Origin of the sequence: Planktothrix sp. FACHB-1365, assembly GCF_014697575.1 — a bacterium.
GTDB lineage: Bacteria > Cyanobacteriota > Cyanobacteriia > Cyanobacteriales > Microcoleaceae > Planktothrix.
Genome location: NZ_JACJSC010000001.1, coordinates 650,731 through 672,289 on the forward strand (window position 1 = coordinate 650,731; position 21,559 = coordinate 672,289).

17 protein-coding genes are annotated in these 21,559 nt (G+C 38.2%); 10 read left to right on the forward strand and 7 right to left on the reverse strand.

Annotated elements, in window-relative coordinates:
* The first annotated feature begins 30 nt into the window (after window positions 1–30).
* Window positions 31–846 (forward strand): Uma2 family endonuclease, encoded by an 816-nt coding sequence (locus H6G57_RS02760; RefSeq protein WP_190515802.1) that lies wholly within the window; start codon window positions 31–33, stop codon window positions 844–846.
* Window positions 847–910: 64 nt separating this feature from the next.
* Complete coding sequence (locus H6G57_RS02765; RefSeq protein WP_190515804.1) at window positions 911–1,984, forward strand: glycosyltransferase family 1 protein; 1,074 nt, start codon at window positions 911–913, stop codon at window positions 1,982–1,984.
* Between the two features lie 139 nt (window positions 1,985–2,123).
* Here the strand turns inward: H6G57_RS02765 and H6G57_RS02770 are convergent, their stop codons facing one another.
* Entirely contained in the window at window positions 2,124–2,864 is a 741-nt protein-coding gene (locus tag H6G57_RS02770; protein WP_190515805.1) for a calcium-binding protein, read from the reverse strand.
* 52 nt (window positions 2,865–2,916) lie between these two features.
* The gene (locus tag H6G57_RS02775; protein WP_242048849.1) at window positions 2,917–4,368 is read right to left on the reverse strand and encodes a CAP domain-containing protein; all 1,452 of its coding nucleotides are present in this window, start codon (window positions 4,366–4,368) and stop codon (window positions 2,917–2,919) included.
* A gap of 321 nt (window positions 4,369–4,689) precedes the next feature.
* On the opposite strand from H6G57_RS02775, the gene H6G57_RS02780 reads away from it, so the two are divergent.
* Entirely contained in the window at window positions 4,690–5,187 is a 498-nt protein-coding gene (locus H6G57_RS02780; protein ID WP_190515807.1) for a LuxR C-terminal-related transcriptional regulator, read from the forward strand.
* A gap of 116 nt (window positions 5,188–5,303) precedes the next feature.
* On the opposite strand, the gene H6G57_RS02785 is transcribed toward H6G57_RS02780, so the two are convergent.
* From H6G57_RS02785 to H6G57_RS02800, 4 genes are all read right to left on the reverse strand, one after another.
* Window positions 5,304–5,561: a type II toxin-antitoxin system ParD family antitoxin gene (locus H6G57_RS02785; protein WP_072717490.1), complete on the reverse strand. Its 258-nt coding sequence runs from the start codon at window positions 5,559–5,561 to the stop codon at window positions 5,304–5,306.
* Window positions 5,562–5,881: 320 nt separating this feature from the next.
* Window positions 5,882–8,113, reverse strand: a complete 2,232-nt coding sequence (locus H6G57_RS02790) for a hypothetical protein (RefSeq protein WP_190515809.1) — start codon at window positions 8,111–8,113, stop codon at window positions 5,882–5,884.
* Window positions 8,114–8,225: 112 nt separating this feature from the next.
* Window positions 8,226–10,142 (reverse strand): GtrA family protein, encoded by a 1,917-nt coding sequence (locus H6G57_RS02795; RefSeq protein WP_242048850.1) that lies wholly within the window; start codon window positions 10,140–10,142, stop codon window positions 8,226–8,228.
* A gap of 6 nt (window positions 10,143–10,148) precedes the next feature.
* Window positions 10,149–11,822 carry a hypothetical protein gene (locus H6G57_RS02800; protein ID WP_190515812.1) on the reverse strand — a complete coding sequence of 558 codons (1,674 nt, stop codon included), beginning with the start codon at window positions 11,820–11,822 and terminating at the stop codon, window positions 10,149–10,151.
* A 375-nt stretch (window positions 11,823–12,197) separates the two neighbouring features.
* On the opposite strand from H6G57_RS02800, the gene glmM reads away from it, so the two are divergent.
* The 4 genes from glmM (at window position 12,198) to hpsO (ending at window position 17,808) form a co-directional block, all read left to right on the forward strand.
* Window positions 12,198–13,673, forward strand: coding sequence for a phosphoglucosamine mutase (gene glmM, locus H6G57_RS02805; RefSeq protein ID WP_190515814.1), 1,476 nt, complete (start codon window positions 12,198–12,200; stop codon window positions 13,671–13,673).
* A 177-nt stretch (window positions 13,674–13,850) separates the two neighbouring features.
* Window positions 13,851–15,467, forward strand: a complete 1,617-nt coding sequence (hpsL, locus tag H6G57_RS02810) for a hormogonium polysaccharide biosynthesis protein HpsL (RefSeq protein WP_190515815.1) — start codon at window positions 13,851–13,853, stop codon at window positions 15,465–15,467.
* A gap of 93 nt (window positions 15,468–15,560) precedes the next feature.
* Window positions 15,561–16,550 carry a hormogonium polysaccharide biosynthesis glycosyltransferase HpsN gene (gene hpsN, locus H6G57_RS02815; RefSeq protein ID WP_190515816.1) on the forward strand — a complete coding sequence of 330 codons (990 nt, stop codon included), beginning with the start codon at window positions 15,561–15,563 and terminating at the stop codon, window positions 16,548–16,550.
* Between the two features lie 85 nt (window positions 16,551–16,635).
* Window positions 16,636–17,808, forward strand: coding sequence for a hormogonium polysaccharide biosynthesis glycosyltransferase HpsO (gene hpsO, locus H6G57_RS02820; protein WP_190515818.1), 1,173 nt, complete (start codon window positions 16,636–16,638; stop codon window positions 17,806–17,808).
* Window positions 17,809–17,996: 188 nt separating this feature from the next.
* Here hpsO and H6G57_RS02825 read toward each other — a convergent pair whose 3' ends face one another.
* On the reverse strand, window positions 17,997–18,527 hold the full coding sequence (locus tag H6G57_RS02825) for a transposase (RefSeq protein ID WP_190515819.1): 531 nt from the start codon (window positions 18,525–18,527) through the stop codon (window positions 17,997–17,999).
* A gap of 218 nt (window positions 18,528–18,745) precedes the next feature.
* Between H6G57_RS02825 and H6G57_RS02830 the strand changes: the two genes are divergently transcribed.
* The 3 genes from H6G57_RS02830 (at window position 18,746) to folE (ending at window position 21,473) form a co-directional block, all read left to right on the forward strand.
* Window positions 18,746–19,726, forward strand: a complete 981-nt coding sequence (locus tag H6G57_RS02830; RefSeq protein WP_190515821.1) for an acetyl-CoA carboxylase carboxyltransferase subunit alpha — start codon at window positions 18,746–18,748, stop codon at window positions 19,724–19,726.
* A gap of 233 nt (window positions 19,727–19,959) precedes the next feature.
* The gene (locus tag H6G57_RS02835) at window positions 19,960–20,685 is read left to right on the forward strand and encodes an SDR family oxidoreductase (RefSeq protein ID WP_190515823.1); all 726 of its coding nucleotides are present in this window, start codon (window positions 19,960–19,962) and stop codon (window positions 20,683–20,685) included.
* A 68-nt stretch (window positions 20,686–20,753) separates the two neighbouring features.
* Window positions 20,754–21,473 carry a GTP cyclohydrolase I FolE gene (gene folE, locus H6G57_RS02840; protein ID WP_190515824.1) on the forward strand — a complete coding sequence of 240 codons (720 nt, stop codon included), beginning with the start codon at window positions 20,754–20,756 and terminating at the stop codon, window positions 21,471–21,473.
* Window positions 21,474–21,559: the final 86 nt, after the last annotated feature.

Sequence of the window (21,559 nt, forward strand, 5' to 3'; positions counted from 1 at the left end):
TCGAAACTTACTAACAGGATGAGTTTACCTATGTCTCCCATTGAACAGGTTGAGCCACCTCGTTCTCCCCAAGAGACGTTGCCAACCATGTATGATTTGCCCAGTGAAGATTCGGAGGAACCAGGGGTGCCTGATGAGTATCATATTTTACAGCCAGAATTGTTGAGTGCTACGTTTTGTCCACCCAATTATGCGGCTGATGAAATCTTTGTCGCTAGTGATCTAAATCTTTATTATGATCCCCAACATTATAACTGGTATAAACGTCCAGATTGGTTTGCTGTTTTGGGAGTTTCACGGTTATATAATAATCGAGAATTACGATTAAGTTACGTTAATTGGCAAGAAGGAATTAGACCTCATATTGTGATTGAATTCCTATCACCTGGAACCCGAAATGAAGATTTAGGAAGACGAGAACAACGCACTCAACAACCCACAAAATGGCAAGTTTATGAGCAAATTTTAGGAATTCCTTATTATATTGTGTTTGATCGTTATACCGATGAATTACAAATTTTTCAGTTAGAAGGAGGTTACTATCAACCTTTAGAATTAACGGAACCTAAAATTTGGCTTCCTCCTCTTGAAATTGGAATCGGACTGTGGTTAGGAGAATATCGTGGGATCACTCGAAATTGGTTACGTTGGTCTGATCTTCAAGGAAATTGGATTCCTACACCCACAGAACGAGAACGCCTAGAAAAAGAGTTAACCCAACAACAATTAGAACAAGAACGTCAAGAAAAAGAGTTGACTCAACAACAATTAGAACAAGAACGTCAACGGGTGGAACGATTAGCAGAACGCTTGCGACAAGCGGGAATTAACCCCGATGAAATTTGAAAGAAACTGGCAACTCATCTTAGCTGATTTTCATAAAAGTTCTAATTAATTTTAAACTCAATTAATGCCTAATACACTGTTGATTAATTTATCCTTTTTAATTCCTGAACCGACAGGAATTTCTATTTATGCTAGTCATGTATTACCTGCTTTAAAATCGCTTCAACCTACATTATTAATCTCTCAACAAAAACCCGATTATTCTTGCTATTCTGTTCCTAATAATATGACACCAGACCAAGGAACAAAGGGACATCTGAGACGGTTACTTTGGACACAGTTTAAACTTCCTCAAATTTATCAGCAATTAAAGGGAAATTTGATATTTTCTCCTATTCCAGAAGCCCCTTTATATTGTGGATGTCGATCAATTGTCATGGCTCATGATTTAATTCCGTTACGGTTTCCGAGACGGGGTTCTCGGTTAACGGCTTATTTTAAATATTATATTCCCCTTGTATTATCCCAAGCTGAACATATTGTCTGTAATTCTATCTCAACAGCGAAAGATTTAGTTGATTTTTTTAACATTCCAGAACAAAAAATAACACCCATTCCCCTCGCATACAACCCGCAGAGATTTCAATTTTTAGACTTACCAACCCACAATTATTTTCTCTATATTGGTCGTCATGATGCTTATAAAAATCTATCTCGATTAATGAGTGCTTTTTCCAACTTAAAACATTTATCCGAATATGAATTATGGTTCGCTGGCCCAACAGATGAAACCTACACACCCGAACTCAAAAGGCAGGTTCAAGAATTAGGATTAAGTCAACAGGTAAAGTTTTTAAATTATGTTCCTTTTGAACAATTAATACCAATTATTAATCAAGCCATTGCTGTTGTTTTTCCCAGTCTTTGGGAAGGGTTTGGTTTCCCGGTTTTAGAAGCAATGGCTTGTGGGACTCCTGTGATTACATCTAACCTATCTTCTTTACCCGAAGTGGGGGGAAATGCTGCATTATATGTTAATCCTTATCAAGTAGAAGAAATTACAGAAGCGATGGAAACCTTAGCAAATAATACAGAAATGCGATCGCATTTAAGACAATTAGGATTAGAACAAGTTAAACAATTTAGTTGGGAAAAAACGGGACAAAAAACAGCAGAAGTGATTCAACAATATTTATAGCAGGGAACAGGGAACAGGGAACAGGGAACAGGGAACAGACAGGAAAAGAGGGACACAAGTTTGCAGGCTCCGCCTGCTCTTAAGAGGAGACAGAGCCTTGGTTTACAGTTCCCAGGTATAACAAAACTAGGGAAAAAGATTATAAACTGTTGCTAGAAACAGGAGTAGTAGGAATACTAGGAATACTAGGAATATCAGGGATATCAGGAATAGTAGGGATTACATTTGTAGTGGTTTCCCCAAAACTAGCAGCCGTCAAATTACTAACAGAAATATTATTAATTTGGGCTAATTGTTCTCCTGTACTTTGAACAATAACTAAGGTATTTACTGATGAGGGTTGCAACAGAATATCATTAAATGTCACACCATCTGGCAATTTAATAATATCACTGTTATTTTCAAAATCAGTAATTATATCAAAACCGCCACCTGTAACTAAAACAAAGGTATCTTTTCCCGTTCCTCCCGTCAATGTATCATTATCTTTGTCTCCAGAAAGAATATCATCCCCAGCATCTCCAAACAATTGATCAGCGTTTTTTCCCCCATATAAACTATCGTTACCGTCTCCTCCTCTAACAATATCTTGATCTAAATCTCCTGCTAAGAAATCATTCCCACTTCCTCCATCGAGAATATCATCCTGTTTTCCACCTCTGAGGGTATCAATTCCTCCATTTCCAATTAAGGAATCTAAACCCGTATTTCCATTAATAAATTCACTATCTTCTGAACCGATAACCGTATCATTCCCATCCAGGGCTAATACACCACCAGGGTAATTGTTTAGTTGTCCAGAAGATAGAATAATTGATTCTGCGGTGTTATCTCCAACTAAAAAAGATATACCGTTTTGAGTGCTTGGTTGTAGTGCCATAAGATTTAATGTTTGAATCTAAATTGAGCTTGCTGTTAATTTTGATATACTTTTATGCAGGCGTTCCAAAATTTTGTGTCCAATAGTGGTTCCAATTGACATTGCCTGTATCATTGGCTAAATAGTAATACCCCACACCAATTTCTGTTAAATTCGGATCAAGAATATTCGCACGATGTAGCGGACTATTCATCCATCCTTCCACTGCGGCTTCTGGCGTAGTAGGACTAGCATAAATATTTTCTGCTGCCCAGGAGAAATTATATCCTGTAGCTGTAATTCGATCCCAAGGAGTAGTTCCATCCACTCCATTATGTGCATAAAAGTCTTGCAGTGCCATATTTTGACTATGCGTTTCTGCTGCTGCTTCTAATTGATAATTATAGGTTAGAGGCAATAACCCAGCGTTAAGACGTTCTTGATTAGTTAGTTCAAAAACACGCTGTTCAAATGAGTTTGCATCGTTATTAGTAGTGCCTCCACCATTATTATTGGTAGTCCAAGAAATATTAAAACTGGCAGTATCTTGTTTTTCTGCATATCCAGCATAGACCCAATATTCACCACTAATTGTTGGAGTAAAGGTGTATTGTTTGCCATTATAAGCATCATTTAACCAGTTCCAATCTTGACCACTGATGTTCACCCATTGGTTAGAATCATAAGCATTAAGTGGGATAACACCTACTCGATAAAAATCATCTGCTGTCACTGAGAAATTGTAAGTATTACCCGCCTCAAAATCTGCTATAGTCCACAAGTTCACGCCAAAATAATCTGAACCGACATCACTGGGTGAGCTATTACCCCAATTTCGAGAAATACTGTCTCTTGTACTAACAGCATTTTGATCATTTCGAGTAAATGGATACCATCCTTTACTTTCATTTTGTCCTGTTGTCCAATCAAAAATTTCACCCCCCCAATTTTGAGAATAATAATCATAAACATCATTAAACTCAACTGAAAGGATGTTTCCATCTATCGTTATAGTGGCGTGATCATTCTCAGCTTTTAACGTTTGAATTTGTTCAGGACTTAATACTTTACCTTGAACAATATTGGCAAAAATTTCGCCTTCATCCCCAATAGAATCGCTAGAATTAAGTCGAGGATCAAGAGAATGTCCAATTTCTTCTAAAACTACGCTAACAGCCTGATTAACATTGCTACCCGTCAAAATATCTTCAGCCAGGTAAATTTGATTTGTGGTATCCGCAAACGCGCCAGAAGACCCATTAATATCGGCTGAAGCGACAATTTTAATCGGGGCAAGGGTGCTAAAATCTCCTGTAAGCCATTCTGTGGCTAAGGTTTGCGCTTTCTGGATATCCCAAGTGTCGCCAAACGGGAGCTTCAGTTGTTCAACGAAAGTGGGATCACTAGCAAACAGTTGGAGTTGCTGATAGACTTTGGGCATCACCTGTTCTGCTAAAAAAGCGTTAGTCTCCGCTAAAGATGTGATAGCGTTGGCTGATGTAGGGCTAGGATTAACTTCAAACATGGTAGATTCTCTGGCTAGGTAAAAACTAATCAAACTTTTAATCTTGAAACCTTCTATTTCTGCTATCGAGGGGTAGTAGCGACTTTTACGCCAAACCTCAGTATGGGTTACAAAAGTTTACGTTCTGATTGGATCAACTCATATCTTTTCCATCCTAAAAACTGCCTATTCATAGGGAATTGGCTTTTAGTTTTAGGGTTTTCTTGATCATTAATATTTTAGCGGGTTAGTTTTAGAATATACCAGTCTAAACTATGACACAACTAATAAAAGTTAGGATTTTACGCTATGCTTACGTTAGTCAAATCATCCAGATTAACCATGAATACTAAAGATAAGATGTTTACTGAGGCTAGTAACTTTTGGGATTTACAAAAACTGTATCAAGACCTAGAAGCAGTAAAACGGCTATTGTCCCCTCGTTCTCGACAGGGGTTAACTGAAACAGAAAAGCTTTATCTGAGGGGACTATTGTGTGGTTATAGTCCGGCGGAAATTGCTAAAAAACTATTTCAAAGTCCTAAAAGCGTGGAAGTTTACCTCTGTAAAACGTTATATCCTTATTTAAAAAATCTTTTAGATGTTCCCTCTGAAGTTGGAAATTGGCGTAATATTTGTAACTGGTTAAATGATGCAGGTTATAAAAAGTTATCTTCAGGAGAAAACTTATTCAATAATTCATTACCTCAAGAAGCTTTGGTTAAAATAGTTAATGTTGATTTTTTACAAGAAAATACTATTTCAATTGATATTAACCTTCAACTTCATTTTCCCTCGAATCTAAAGGGTGATGAATCTAAAAATAATATTGATGAATAATAAGCGGTTAATGAGGAGGTTATCAATTACTGGGGATTAAGCCCTTCAGGGCTTACTACGTTGAAAAATATTGATGTCTTTAACTGCCAGTTATGAGAAAAAGTAACTACCCATCTTTAACGTTCTTCCATAGAATTTAACTTTTCTTGTAATTGTTGAAAAACTAATTCACCATCAACGACTTTTCCTTCACGAATTTGCTGTGTTCCCTCAGCAATTTTTTGCCTGAGTTCAATCAGTTGCTTTTCTCTTTGATCATGTTGATCTAAAAGTTGAAAGGCTACAGTTAATAAATCATCCACACTTTTATATTTACCTTGTTGTAATTTTTCAAGAATAAATTTTTCTTGATCTGGCTTGATTGCAATCTGCATTTTTATCTCCTTGTCTTTAAAATTAATTGATAACAACTAGCAAGGTTAGATTCTCAATTTTGAGTTTTGGATTAAATCACCTAACAAATATATTAACATAAATATCAAAAACCGTAGTAAGCCCTTCAGGGCTTTCTCCATTAAAGTAATCCCAAATTTTAATAAAAATTATTTGAAATCCCTAAAGGTTTGCTACAAATTCCCCCCTGTAGAGACGTTGCATGCAACGTCTCTACAGGGGGTTAGAGGGGTTCATCTTTAGCAATTATATAAGGTTTCATATTATTTGAAAGAGTGGGAAGCAAGCACAAAAACGGAGGTTAGAGGATAATCTCTAAATTAAAGCGTTTTCCAATTTGAGTGAGTTGGTTATTTTTAGCGTCATAACTCCAGACTTTCATCTGATGGTTTCCTGGGGGTAAAATTGCTGTAGGAACTCGAATCATCCAGCCTGATTTTTCATATTTGGGATTAGATAAAACTTGAACTACATCGGGTCTAGCAATATTGACTTGACCGACAGCAATTAATTGATTATTTTCCCCTAAACTTAAATAAACTGCATCCGCAGGTTTTGATTGTTTAGGAAGAATTGACCATCCACTCAGAGATAAATCATCTCGTTGATGAATGGGTTGGGTCGGAATAGATTCTATATTACCATTTAATGCTTGAGTTTGAGTGAATTTTAACGGTTGATTACTGCGTTTCCAAAACCAATGAGATTGAACTGTTTTATAGGGTCGATAAGTAGTTAAAACGTCCTGATAAATTAACGAAGCTGATTCGGATTTTAAAACTAAATCCCAAGGATTTTGATACCATAATTCATTGGTTAATAATAAAATATTGGGTTTTGTTTCATTGAGTTCTTGAATCACTTGCTGTTGTGCAACAGTCGGTTTAGCATAGAGAACATAACCATATTTAGAACAGGATGGTTTATTAAATAAATAATACCATAATCCTTCAGATGTTAAGGTATAAAAGCAAGATTGTTGATCAATTTCCGGTTTGAGAGTTTTCCACGCTTCTAAATAATCTGGTTTTAACAGTTTTTGATCCGAAGTTGATAAAGCGTCAGGAAGTTGAGTTAATTTTTCCATACCCTTAACAATATTAAAACTGGGTTCTGTTAAGATAATTATAGTCAAAATCAGAAGCATTAATATCTGTTGAATGGGAGTTATATTATATTGGGATAACTGCGGTTCTATTTTATGTTTATACCCTAGACAAATTAGATAAAATCCTAAAAAAGCCGTCATTAAGGCACCATGATAGGCGTGTCCTATATCGCTTCTATCGAGGGTAATTCTCATGTAAACGGATGCAGCAGTTAGGAGTAAAATAATCAGATAATTGTTTTGGATAAAAGAACGAAGTTTAAACTCATAATTTTTGAAGTCTAAGAGGAGATAAACTAAAATCCCACTTTGAACAAACATCGATAACCAAAAATTCTGTGAAGTCCAAGTGAGTTCTAAGGGAGGAAGAGGAATAAAGGAAATATAGCGTCCGTATTTTCCCCAATATAAGACTTGAGAGATAATGGCATTAATTTGATCAAAACCTAAGAGAATTAAACTAAGGATAGAAACAATAATAATTCCAATGAGTGAACCTCTGAGCCATAAAATAGTTGTTTTTTTAGGTAAAAATAATGATAAAATAGAAGCACATAAATAAACCGCTATAAAATATATTGCTCGGTCATAAATATAGAAAAAACTACTGGGAATTGATGCTCCAATTAAAACCGATAACCATTGTGCTTGGTTTGTTCGTGTTTCAGCTATTCTAAAAAACCGTAATGTTAATGCTAATTGAATAATAAAGCTGGTTCCTCTGCGTCCATCAAATTTATAAAAAATTCCATCGAAAACACAAAATAGAATACAGGAGACTAAAAATATTTTTAATCTGTTTTTATGAATGTTAGCTAAATTAATTAATTCCCACAATATCCAAAAATAGCCTAAACAGGTGATCACGTTTTCTAAGTTGACAAATAACCGAGTTAAGGCGATTCCATTATCTTGAGTAGCGAGATTTGTAGCTAACCAACTGGGAAGAACATCAACACCATACCCATGAATTAAAATAGTATTGATAAAGGGTTGTTTGAGTTGTATAAAGTTGGGTAAAAAGCCTAAAAATTCTCCTTCATGAAACGAATCTATTAAGGTTGAATTAATTCTAAACTGGTTTAATGGGGTATTAATTAACCAAGTCAGGAGTAAAATCGAACTGATTCCTATCCAAGTATAATGATGGTTAAGAACCTTTAAAATTGCTCTTAGGGGTTTTTGATTCAGATTTAAAACCAGAGTCACAATTAAGGCAGGAGTCAGGAGTAAAATAATATATTTGAGATAGTCTGTATAAGGACTAATATTGTCAATACTGGCTAAAGAAATTACCCCAGTTTGATTATTCCCAAAAGGGATTTTAATGGAATTGACCCAAGGAACTAGAATTAACCAAGTCGCTAAAGTTATCGTAATAATAGCGATTAATTTCACTTTAGATTGTTGTTTTTGTTCAGACATTTTTAAGGAGGGAATATCGTAGGGGTGGCGTCCCTCCCAACCCTCTAGGGATTTGGGTTAGGAGGGACACGAACCCTACATTTTTTTACAAATTAAACACGGATTGCTATCGTTAAGATTGCAGTTTGGAAACTGGATTAGGTGATTGATTTTGGGATGAGAAGGAATACAATTTATGTCCGGTAAAACTAATCATAGCCACACAAGCAGCACTCGCTAAACGAGACAGGGTTGGATGCCAACCTAATTCATTGATTAATAGTTGTAATAGCCCTAAATTAGCTAATAAACTATTTAAAGCAACGGTCGCAAACACGCCATATTGAACAAACCAGTTTTTCCAATACACTCCAAATACAAAGCGACGACTTAACCAAAAGTTGGTACTTAATCCCAGAAAATAACTAATTCCTAATGCAAAAACATACCATAATCCCGACTGAATGAGAATCGAAAAAACGAGAACATCAACAACGGTAGCCGCGCCGCCTGTGAATAAATAGCCGCCAAATTCTCGTAAGGTTTTTAAGGTTTGGCGACGGCGGGATAGGCGAGTATTCGTAGCGGCGGTTGTGGAGGCTTCTGCGTGAGCTTCTTCCACATATTCGCTATCACTATTGACATTCCAGAGGTTATGTTTACCCGGAGTTAAAACGTTGTCCGCCGCAAAAATTCCCATTAATAAACTATGATCTTGATTATTATACTTAAATGCGCCATAGCGTCCCACTAATTGTAAGTTTTGGAAGGTTTGTAAATAGCCTTGAATTTCTGATAAAGCGGTTTGATAATTCCCCGCATAGATAGGATAAGTTCGAGGTAAACGCACAATAAACCCATCAGAAATTGCTTGATTTTTTAATAATCCAATTTTCCGTAATTCTTTTTCAGCTAATATTCGCAGTTCATCTTCGGGACATTGCCATAAATCATCCCCAAAATTACACCAATATTCACAACAAAGGGGGGTTTGTTGAGTATTTGCTAACATTTCTGGCGACCAGTTAGCAAAATTGGTCACTCGTCCAACTTGAACTCTAGGGTCATTAATATATAACCAATTATCAGGGAAAAGATTTCCACCTTCTACCATTAAATAGACTAAAATTGTATTTCTAAATTTTAGAGATTTGGCTGCATCGATAACGGGTTGAGGGGGAGAAGATTGCAATTGTTGAACGAAATGTGTTAGAGGAATAGAAGAAATCACACCCCCACAAGCAACGGTGTTTTCCGCTTTTGTGATGCGGTTTCTGAGAGTAATATGGGTAACTTGAGAATTTTGATGATGAACTTGAATAACTTCTGTATTTAAGAAAATGGGTTGTTGATGTTGTTGTAAATAGTCAGCTATTTTTTCATAAAGTTGACCCGAACCCAAACGGGGAAATTGAAACTGGTCTATGAGATTTTTAACTTTGCCATCATTGCCTAAAATAGCATTTTTTATTGCTTTTGATAACGATAATCCTTTAATGCGTTGTGCAGCCCAATCTGCACTAATTTCTGTACAAGGAATTCCCCATAATTTCTCGGTGTAACCTTCAAAAAATATCTCTGCTAATCGTTTTCCAAATTTATTTTCAACCCATTCTGCAAAGTTATTAGTTTGGGATTTAGGAAATAACCGCACGGCTAAATAGGAGATAATAATTCTGAAAGTTTCAACTAATCCTAACGCAGATAAAACTTGTTTGGCTTTTAAGGGATAACTAAAATATTTTCCCCCATAATAAATCCGAGTTAAACGATTAACGGTAACTTGTTCAGTTCCTAAAACTTCATCCCAAAGTTGCAAAACCGGAGCAATTTTTGTATAAAATCGATGGGGGCCGTAATCTAAGATAAAGCCTTGATATTCTATACTTTTAGCTAACCCTCCCACTTGACTATCGCGTTCAACGACAACAACAGATTGACCTTGTTTCGTTAAAGTATAAGCCGCTGCTAGTCCGGCTGGGCCAGCACCTAAAATATAAATGGGTTCCATCACACCTAATCTTATCGTTGGATAAATTGTCTCTATCATACAAGATTAATTCGATAGTTTAACAAACTGACCCGATGAATACAATAATAAATCCTGAAAACGGCTAGGATTGTTTAAATTTAGGGTGTAGGATTGGGGTTGTACATTGTTAATGTGATAATCTTGAGTGACGACTGTATTTTTGGGCGTGAGAAAAAATGTGGTTTGGGGGTTGGATAATTGAAATTGATATTGATTGGGTTGGGGAGAATTAACAAGAATTTTGTCAGTGGGTTTTAGTAGAGTATTCATCATAACCAATAAAATGTTATCGGTATAGAATCTAACTTTTTCAAAGGGTTTATCGGTTGGTTTTTGCTCAAATTGAACGTTAAAGCGATTTTCAGGATCAAAAAGATAAAGACCTTGAATTAATCCGGTTCTGTATACATAAGCTCCTCTATAATTATCGGGAAGACTGGTAATTATAGGGGATTCTATGGGGATTTTTTGTAAACTAGATAATAGACTTTGAGAGAGTTCTCCGGCGAATTTCCAGTTTTGGTTAATAGAATGCAGGGATAATCCTAAACTGACTAATATAATCGAGGAGAGAATTAAAGTCAGTTGAAAATTACTGACTAAAATTGTGATGACTAAGGCGATATAAATAGAAGTGAAACTAGAAGCCCAATATAAATAACGTTCTCCTTGGGTATCAAAAGGGGATACAGAAACATTAATTGCAGGTAAAACACAAATCCAAAATCCCGCTATTAATAAGAGTAGGGTTTGAGGAATTTGAGAGGTTAGTTGATGTTTATGATAACTTAAAATAAAAGCCAATAATGAGATCAGAATTACTCCCAATAATTGTGTAATCCAGATTGTTAAATTAGAATTGAATTGAGGCGATAAAAAGCTGCGAGTTGGATAAATGATTAAATTGTATAAAATTTGAATCGGATTAAACTGAAGATGAATACCTTTTCCATATCCCCCGATGAAGGTTCCTAACTTTAGATATCGACAAACAAAATAAAACCCTAAAACTATTCCATAAAAGGAAACGATTGTCAAGAGTTTATTCAAAGTTCGAGGTTTTTCTTGTAAATATTGGTAGAGTTCATAGGCTAAAATTAACCCTGGAAAACTGACAATTGATTCTTTACACAATAACGCGGCTAAAAAGGCAGCTAAAGAGATCCATAATTGTATAGGTTGATAAAATTGTTTAAAGGTTAAATAAGTTGAAAAGGACAATAAAGCAAAAAATGTGGCGATCACATCAGTTCGGGCTGAAATCCAAGAAACGGCTTCAGAATGGGAAGGTAATAATAGAAAGATAAATCCGGCAAAATAAGGAATAAACCGTTTTAATTTTAATTCTAATCTTAAATTCAAACTTAATAAATAAGTAATTCTTCCCACTAAAAAAGAATTTCCTAAATGAAAGCCAAAATTAGTTAGATGGTAGCCAAACGCATTTAATCCCCAAATTTGATAATCTAAAAAACTAATCACTCCCAATAAAGGTCTAAAAAATAACGATTGACCATGTTGTTGATTCATCCATAATCCTAACGGCCCTAATTTAGACAATAAGGCAATTAAAACAAAATCATCCGATAGAAAAAAACTATTAAAAATGTTAGAATAAGCAGTGAATCCTGTCCCGGCAATAATTACAATTAAAACAATAGAATTAGGAGAGATTTTTGGAAAAGATTTTGTCTTCATTACCGTATTAAAATTTAGATAATATGAAATCCCCTTATAGATGCTACAAATGATCCACCCTAACCCCAGTAGAGACGTTCCATGGAACGTCTCTACTGGGGGGGGAATTTGTAGCCTACATTTAGGGATTTTGTATAACCCGATTTAAAGTAAGTTTTTTTAGTATCTGGTTTTGGGGCTATCCTGTCAAGTCATCAATTTCCCAAAATTTACTTAAACTTTTTGAAAAAAATAGCACCTCAACAGGTAATATAAAATCAGTCAATTTTAAGCCTCGTAATTGCACATATCCTAGCCTCAGAGAGTTGACCTCCGTTCCTGACGTGCTATGCTCCACAAAGAGTGTGTAAATATAAATTAAGAGGAGTGAATTTTATGGTCGCAACACCCGCTCGGACTCAAAACTTTAGTTCGCTGCAAAAAGAAGCCAACATCGCCCAACCTCGAACTATCTCCCATTTTGGCTTTACTAATCAAGTTGGGGAACTCCCCACCACCCCCTTATTTGGAACCGATGGTATCCGGGGACGGGTTGGAGGACTCCTAAGTGCGCCTCTGGCGTTACAAGTGGGCTTCTGGGCGGGTCAAGTTTTACGACAGCAGGCCCACCATCCCGGCCCGGTCATTTTAGGCCAAGATACCCGCACCTCTGGCAATATGTTAGCAATGGCCCTTTCTGCCGGATTAATTGCGGCGGGGTTGGAAGTCTGGCACATTGGGGTTTGTCCCACACCCGGAGTCGCTTATTTAACTTCCCAGTCTGAAGCCCTGGGTGGAGTGATGATTTCCGCCAGCCACAACCCCCCAGAAGACAACGGAATTAAATTTTTTGGAAAAGATGGTACAAAACTATCCACCGCCCTACAACAGCAAATAGAGGCGGGAATTAGAGGAACTGCCGATTTTCCGATTGTTTATAGCGACTGTGGCCAACACTATTATCGCCCCGAACTGATTCAAAATTATGCCCAATCTCTACATGGGCCGTTACTCCCGGTGACGAATTTACACCGGATGCGGGTGGTTTTAGATTTAGCTTGGGGGGCCGCAGTTCCCTTAGCAGCCCAAGTATTTAGAGAAATGGGGGCGGAGGTGATTTGCCTTCATGATCAACCCAATGGCCATCAAATTAACGTTAATTGTGGGTCTACCCATTTACAACAGCTACAACAAGCGGTTTTAGACCATCATGCTGATCTTGGATTTGCCTTTGATGGCGATGCAGACCGAGTTTTAGCCGTTGACGGTCAAGGACGGGCCGTGGATGGAGATTATATTCTGTATTTTTGGGGCCAAACCCTCAGCCAAGCCGGACAACTTCCCGACAATTTAATTATTTCAACGGTGATGGCGAACCTCGGTTTTGAACGAGCTTGGCAACAGTTCGGGGGCCAATTGATTCGCACTCCCGTCGGCGACCAGCACGTTCACGCCGAAATGAAACGCACTGGGGCGATGTTAGGGGGTGAACAGTCAGGACATATTCTCTGTCACCATTATGGAATTAGTGGGGATGGGTTACTGACGGCGTTACATTTAGCTACATTAGTCAAACGTTCCGGTCAATCTTTAGCAGAATTAGTCAATCAAAGTTTCCAAACCTATCCCCAACTGTTAAAAAATATCCGAGTTGAAGATGTGTATCAACGCCGTCATTGGCAAGAGTGTGAACCTGTAATCAAAGCCATTGAAACCGCAGAAGCTGCGATGGGAAATCAAGGCAGAATTTTAGTTCGCGCGTCGGGAACAGAACCGTTAATTCGAGTCATGGTTGAAGCTTCCAACGGTGATTTAGCCAATTATTGGGCAGAACAATTAGTCTCAGTCGTTCAGCAATATTTAGCCGTTTAACATTTTTCAAATACAGACTTCATCGCTGGTCAGGAAGAGTTCGATTATCGCACCATCCGCCAGCGATTTCGTTTGTTGTTTTTCCACAGCCCCTTGAAACTTGATCTATAATGAAGGCTAAATTTACAGCATTTATTTTTTTAATCCCTAATAAATAACTTCTGACTCCTAACTCCAATGGTTACAAAAGCCAAAAAAAAGCGAAAGAAGGTTAAAAAAAAAGCTAAAGCCAAAAAACCTACATTAAGTAAACAAGAAATTAAACTTCGCCAAAAGCAACGAGCAAAAGCGATTCAAAAAGTTATATCTTCATCATCAGGAATTATTGCTGCTGCTGTTGTTGTGGGAGCGATTTTATTTGGGGTTGCTGGCCCCAAATTAGCGATCGCAGGCGGCGGCGGAATTTTAGTTGTAGGCTTATCCTATCTTTACCCAGATATGGCCTTATGGGGATTTTTAATTTACCTCCCCTTTAGCGGCACAATCACCTACTGGATCGGCGGTGGCAGCCCTATTTTTCAACTCGCTAAAGATGGGTTTTATTTTCCAGCCTTATTTGCCAAATATAAGGAATGGAAACGCAAAGGAATGCCCATGATTGTTCCTAAAGCCTTAAAGCAACCTTTGATGGTACTTCTTGCTATCTGTGGGTTAACATTGTTATTAGTGAATGGGTTACAACAACTGAAACCAGAAGGGGGAGATAAACCCATTTTATTAGGATTAATGGGGTTAAAATCCTTTATTGGATACCTGCCCTTAATTACCTGTTCTTACTATCAAGTTAAAGGTAAAAAAGAACTCTTATTCCTAACTCGTTTAACCTTAGTTTTAGCCATTATTTGTTGTGTTTTAGGAGTCATCCAATATCAAATGCTGGCTAGTGGCCGTTGCAAAGGAACCGATGACCTCACCGGGGATGATTTATTCAAAGCCACTCTTGATGCTAAATGTTTCGTAGGCGGATCTTTAGTGTTTAGTCCCTCCCAAAATATGATTCGTTTACCCGGAACCTTTGTGGCACCTTGGCAATGGGCTTGGTTCTTAATTGCTAATGCTTTTTTTACCTTTGCCAGTGCCTTTAGTGATCCATCTCCCCTCTGGCGAACAACGGGTTTAGTCGGAATGGCACTGGTATTTGTAAATGCTGTGATTTCCGGTCAACGAATTGCCTTAGCATTAGTTCCCGTTGTCACCATTATTCTATTAGTTTTAACCGGACAAGTTGCTAACTTAAAACGATTTCTTCCCATTCTCGCCGGACTGGGTTTAGTATTAGGAATTGCAGCAGCAGCCAGCCCCGCATTTTTGCAAGAACGAATTGATAGTTTTGTCAGTCGTTGGAATGCTTCACCCCCCACCGATTTCATCTCAGAACAGTTTGGAAACAGTAGCGGCGGACAAAAAGGGATTTTAGGAAAAGGACTTGGACGAGCAACCAATGCAGCTCGTATTTTTGGAAAAACTCAGTTGATTGAAACCTACTATCCTAAACTGATTTTTGAAATAGGGCCAATTGGAGTCGCGGGTTTTCTCTATTTAGTAACAACCATGACCATTGTTGGGTTTAAATCCTATCGTTCTGTGAAAGATAAAAATTTACGGAGTTTTGGAGCTTCTTTTTGGGTTTTTGTGTTAATCATTAGCTACAATACCTATTATTACCCCCTGGATGTTGATCCAGTCACGGTTTATTATTGGTATTTTGCGGGTGTACTCTTTAAATTACCCGAAATTGATCGGGAAGAACGGAAAAAACTGATCGAAGCAGGTGAACTTGATCCAGATTCCTAAATAATGATCTGAATCATTCAGTTGGTGTATTGAAAGTAATTTTTTACAAAAACTATCCAATCAACGGTTCAACAATTTAAGGAGAAAAAACTCATGAATTTACCCTTAATTTCTGTTATTATTCCAACCTATAACCGAGAACAAGTATTACGAGAAACCTTAGCAGAAGTCTTAAAACAAAATTATCCGAATTTTGAAGTTTTAGTGGTGGATCAAACCCCAACCCATGAACCTGAAACCCAAGCTTACTTAGAACAATTAGCCCAAGCTGAAAAAATCAAATGGTATCGTTTAGAGTGGGCGAGTTTACCCGGTGCTAGAAATTATGCGGTACGGCGTTCTCAAGGTGATATTCTTTTATTTATTGATGATGATATTCAACTTCCTGAAGGGTTCTTAATGGCTCATGCTCGTAATTATATCCCTGGAGAAACTTCTGCACCCGAAAAGATTGGAGCCGTTGCAGGACGAGTTTTTGATCGCATGAAATTAAGTGATTCGGGTGGAGAATTAACCATTGAAACTTTACCTCCCGAAGCTTATGATCCTGGGATTGCTTGGTATCATATTGATTTAGTTCATACCATTAAACCTCAACCAGTGATTTCTGCTAGAGGATGTAATATGTCCTTCCGGCGAGAAATTTTTGATCAATTTGGGTTAACCTTTGATGAACGATTTAAAGGCAGTGCGGTGCGAGAAGAATCGGATTTTTGTTTAAGATTAAGACAAACAGGTTATGTGATTTGGTATGACCCAGACGCTTATTTAATTCATTTAGGGGAAGAAGCGGGAGGGTGTCATGATATGAGTACCCGTTCTGTACAATATCAGATTACCTTTTATCATAATCATTTCTTAATGGGGTTAAAAAATTTAACTCCGAGTCAATGTTTTCGCTTTTTTGCTAAATTATTCGATTGTCATGTTTTAGGACATCCCCCTTGTAATAAAAGTGGTTCTCCTCTCAAAATTATCAGCCGTTTCTTCTTCTATAAATTAGGCTTACTTAAAGCGTTAGGAACCTGGATTACATCCCTTTGGGATCAAGGACAAATTTACACACAACAAGACCATCTATAGTCTCACCTACTGTTGCTCAATCACAGCAACGGTTTGATCAGAATTATTCACCCGACCCAGAGAACCGTTAATCAGGAGGAAATTAATGAAAATTTTAGTTGCAAGTCATACCTATATTGTTGACTTAAACCGAGAAAAATTCAGAGCCTTAGCTCGTTTACAACCGAATATCGAAGTAACCCTCATTGTTCCCAAACGTTGGCGACCCGGAGGGGTTCAAAATAAAATTATTGAGTGTCAATATTTGGATGAAGGCAATTTTAAGGTTGTTCCCCTCTCTAATTTCAGCGAAAATAACCAAGGTTTACTCACCTTTGGCTTAGATTTAGTTTCCCTTTTAAAAACCTTTAAGCCGGATATTATTCAAGTTGAACAAGGGTCTAAAGCCTTAACCTATACTCAATTAATTACCTTAAACAATCTTTTAGGGTTAAAAGCAAAAAATGTCTTTTTTACGTGGTGGAATTTGCCTTATGAATTAAAATTTCCCGTTTCTGTTTTAGAAGCCTATAACCTAAAATATACCGATGGTATTGTTGTTGGAAATCAAGACGGAAAAGATATTTTAAAACAAAAAGGATATACCCGAAAAATTGAAGTCATGCCCCAATTAGGCGTTGATGAAAACCTGTTTAAACCTGAACCCCAACCCCAATTAAAAGCCGAATTAGGCATTAACCTGGATGAATTTGTTGTCGGGTTTGTGGGGCGGTTTGTGGAAGAAAAAGGATTGATGACTTTAGCAAAAGCCTTAGCTGGGTTAAAAGATTATTCTTGGAAATGGGTTTTATTAGGTCGGGGGGAATTGCGATCGCAACTTTTAGAAATGGCTGAAAACTTAGGATTTAAAGACCGATTAATTTTAATTGAAAGTGTCCCTCATGATCAGGTACAACGCTATATTAATTTAATGGATACCCTAGTTTTACCCTCAGAAACAACCTACAAATTTAAAACCCTAACGGCTGTGGGATGGAAAGAACAATTTGGTCATGTTTTAATTGAAGCAATGGCTTGTCAAGTTCCCGTAATTGGTTCCGACTCCGGCGAAATTCCCCACGTTATTGCCGATACAGGATTAATCTTTCCTGAAGGCAATGAACAAGCTTTACGAGATGTTCTCAGCCAGTTAATCACACAGCCAGAATTCGCAAAACAGTTAGGACAACGAGGCTATCAACGGGCAATGACCCACTACACCAATACAGCACTCGCTCAAGAATTATTAGCTTTTTATCAACAATTATTAACTACTTAATTTCTCCCGTGGAACAGGCATCTTGCCTGTTACTTTATTCCTGTTACTTTATTCCTGTTACTTTATTCCTGTTACTTTATTCCTGTTACTTTATTCCTGTTACTTTATTCCTGTTACTTTATTCAACGGGCAAGATGCCCGTTCCACGGTTTATATTTTAGAAGGGATTAAATGATTGATGATTTTAGTTAAAATTCTTCCCATAAAAAAGGATAATTTTCTGGAGTATCAGATAATTCAGCTTTAATGGGATTTTGTCTAATATATTCCCATGTATTCATAAACTCATTATAATTTCTCACAATCCGATCATATCTTTCATCTTGCCAAATAATACCAATATGCTTCATGACTTGAGGAATTTGTTTGGCACTATAACTTTTAATACTATGTAAAATGCTAGTTAATGACCAATATTCAACTTGAGTTTGCTGTTTCTCCTCTATTTCTGTGTTTATCTTAGGTAAAGGTTGCAATAACCAATGAACATGATCTGGCATGATAACTAAAGCAAATGTATGATATCTCGGATTATTGTTAAGATGACTTTTATCAAAAAATAAGCAACAATTTAAAACGATTCTCCTAGCTTCTGGAGAGAGTTCTAGCCTTTCCAGCGTTTTGAAAGTAACAAAATAAATTGAACCATATAATTCCCAATGAGGCAAATTTCTCTGATTTATTTTTAATTCATCATTATTTTTGAAAAAGTCATTCATAAATAATAAAATTTGACTTCTGACTCCCGTGGAACAGGCATCTTGCCTGTTATTACCTGTTATTACCTATTATTGCCTGTTACTGCCTGTTATTGCTGAATTTCCTGTTCCGCAACACAGAACACAGGACACAGGATACAGAACACAGGCAAGATGCCTGTTCCACGATAAAATAGTCATTTATATTCACCCCTGTAACTGTAACAGTAAATTTGAGTGTGGCTAATACTAATCGAAAACCAATTCTCCTTGACTTTGAAAAGCCTCTAGTCGAACTAGAAAGCCGTATTGACCAAATTCGTCAATTGGCGAGTGAAAATGGTGTGGATGTGTCCGAAGAAATTCGACAACTCGAAACCCGCGCCAGCCAACTGCGACAAGAAATTTTCAGTAGTTTATCTCCCCTACAACGGCTACAACTCGCCCGCCATCCCCGACGACCCAGTACCTTAGATTATATTCAGGCGATGACCGATGAATGGATGGAACTCCATGGCGATCGCCGAGGCTACGATGATCCGGCCTTAGTGGGAGGAGTTGCCCGTTTAGGGGGACAACCTGTGATGATTCTAGGCCATCAAAAAGGACGGGATACCAAAGATAATGTTGCCCGAAATTTTGGTATGGCAGCCCCCGGCGGCTATCGCAAAGCCATGCGATTAATGGAACACGCCAACCGTTTTGGAATGCCGATTCTGACCTTTATTGATACTCCGGGGGCTTGGGCGGGGGTAGATGCTGAAAAACTTGGCCAAGGCGAAGCCATTGCCTATAACCTCCGACAGATGTTTGATTTAGACGTTCCGATTATTTGTACAGTTATTGGTGAAGGGGGTTCGGGTGGGGCGTTAGGAATTGGAGTTGGGGAAAAATTGCTGATGTTAGAACATTCTGTCTATACCGTCGCTACTCCTGAAGCCTGTGCTGCGATTTTGTGGAAAGATGCGGGTCAAGCGCCCCAAGCCGCCCAAGCCCTGAAAATTACCTCCCAAGATCTCAAACAATTAGGTATTATTGATGAAGTCGTATCTGAACCGGATGGGGGAGCCCATAGCAACCCTTTAAAAGCGGCAGAACTGCTCAAAAATGCGCTCCTAAAATCCTTAGCTGAACTCCTTCCTTTAACACCCCAGCAGCGTCGAGAAATGCGATATCAGAAGTTCAGAAATATTGGAGTTTTTGCCGAAGCCAAAGTTTAAACATAAGATCATACTCAACCAAGTTGCCATTAATCTTCAGAACCTGGCGGGTAAAAAAGGCTGAGGAACCCAATCATGCACCTTGATCTCGATTGCCCAGGAAAATCTAAATTCCAAAAGCTTTTTAGTGATATAATCAAAACGGTAACAAATCTTTACACATTTCTCAGATTGAATTATTTACAGATTTGTGACATCTGTTCGAGTCCCATTGGAGACGACTTAAAGCAGACATGACTTCTCCCATTCAAAAAAGAGCCTTGATCACAGGAGCCAGTAGTGGCATTGGTCGGGCGACAGCCCTCGCCTTTGCGGCATCCGGGATTGACATTGCATTAGTCAGTCGCCAGGAGGATCGCTTAGAAGCGGTAGCCAAAGAAGCCCGAAATTTCGGGGTAGAAGCGAAAGCCTTTCCCCTGGACTTGGCAAAAGTTGAACAAGTCCATGCCCAAATCGATAGTATCGTGGCTGCGTTTGGCCCGATTGATATTCTCGTCAATAATGCAGGCATGGGATACACCGGAGACTTAATCAACACATCCCTTGCAGATTGGCAACGAGTGATCGATTTGAATCTGACCAGTGTTTTCCAGTGTGTGCAAGGGGTTTTACCAGGAATGCGAGATCAAGGGTCTGGAACCATCATTAATGTTGTCTCCATTGCTGGTTTGCAAACATTTCCCAACTGGGGCGCCTACTGTGTCAGTAAATTTGGTTTGATGGCCTTATCCAAAACCCTAGCGATGGAAGAACGTGCGAATGGTATTCGAGTAACAGCCCTGTGTCCAGGTTCTGTGAATACTCCCATTTGGGATACCGAAACCGTTAAAGCCGACTTTGATCGCGCTGCCATGTTGACACCAGAGATTGTAGCCGAGTCAATTCTCTATGTCGCCTTATTGCCGGCCGTTGCCGTGATTGAAGAATTAACACTCATGCCGAGTATCGGCGCGTTTTGAATCGTTCTCCCTGTCGATTCTAAAACCATTCACCTTTGTCGTTTCTAAACCTTGATTCAAGATACACCATGACTATCTCACCAAGCACCAATGGGGTCAAAAATTTAGAGATCTCCATGACTGAAGCCAAAAATGAAGACACCAGTGGATTTCCCATTAGACCCGATCGCACTTTATCTCATGGTCACAGCACCCACTCCCAACCCTGCACGGAAGTGAGTGATGAACAAATGATGGATGCGGTTCGCACCATGCTGTTAGGGGTCGGGGAAGATCCTGAACGGGAAGGGTTACTCAAAACACCAAAACGGGTGGCTGAAGCCATGCGGTTTTTAACCAGTGGTTACAATCAATCCCTTGAAGATCTGGTGAATGGGGCAATTTTTGATGAAGGCCATGAAGAAATGGTGCTGGTGCGGGACATTACCTTCTTCAGTATGTGCGAACACCATATGTTACCGTTCATGGGTCGGGCGCACGTTGCCTATATTCCCAATCAAAAAGTAATTGGGTTAAGCAAACTGGCTCGAATTGTGGAAATGTATAGTCGCCGTCTGCAAGTTCAGGAACGTCTGACTCGCCAAATTGCGGAAGCGATTAAAACTATTCTTGAACCTCAAGGGGTCGCTGTGGTGATGGAGGCAACCCATATGTGTATGGCGATGCGGGGGGTTCAGAAACCGGGGTCTTGGACAGTCACAAGTGCAATGGTAGGTCTATTCCAAGATGAACAAAAAACCCGTGAAGAATTCCTGAATTTAATTCGCCATCAACCTGCATTTTTTTAAGTAATAGGGATTTTAGCTCGGAATTAAGAATTTAAGATTGAGAATTAAGAAAAATTTAACTTATGCTAGAAACAGCTTAAAGAGTA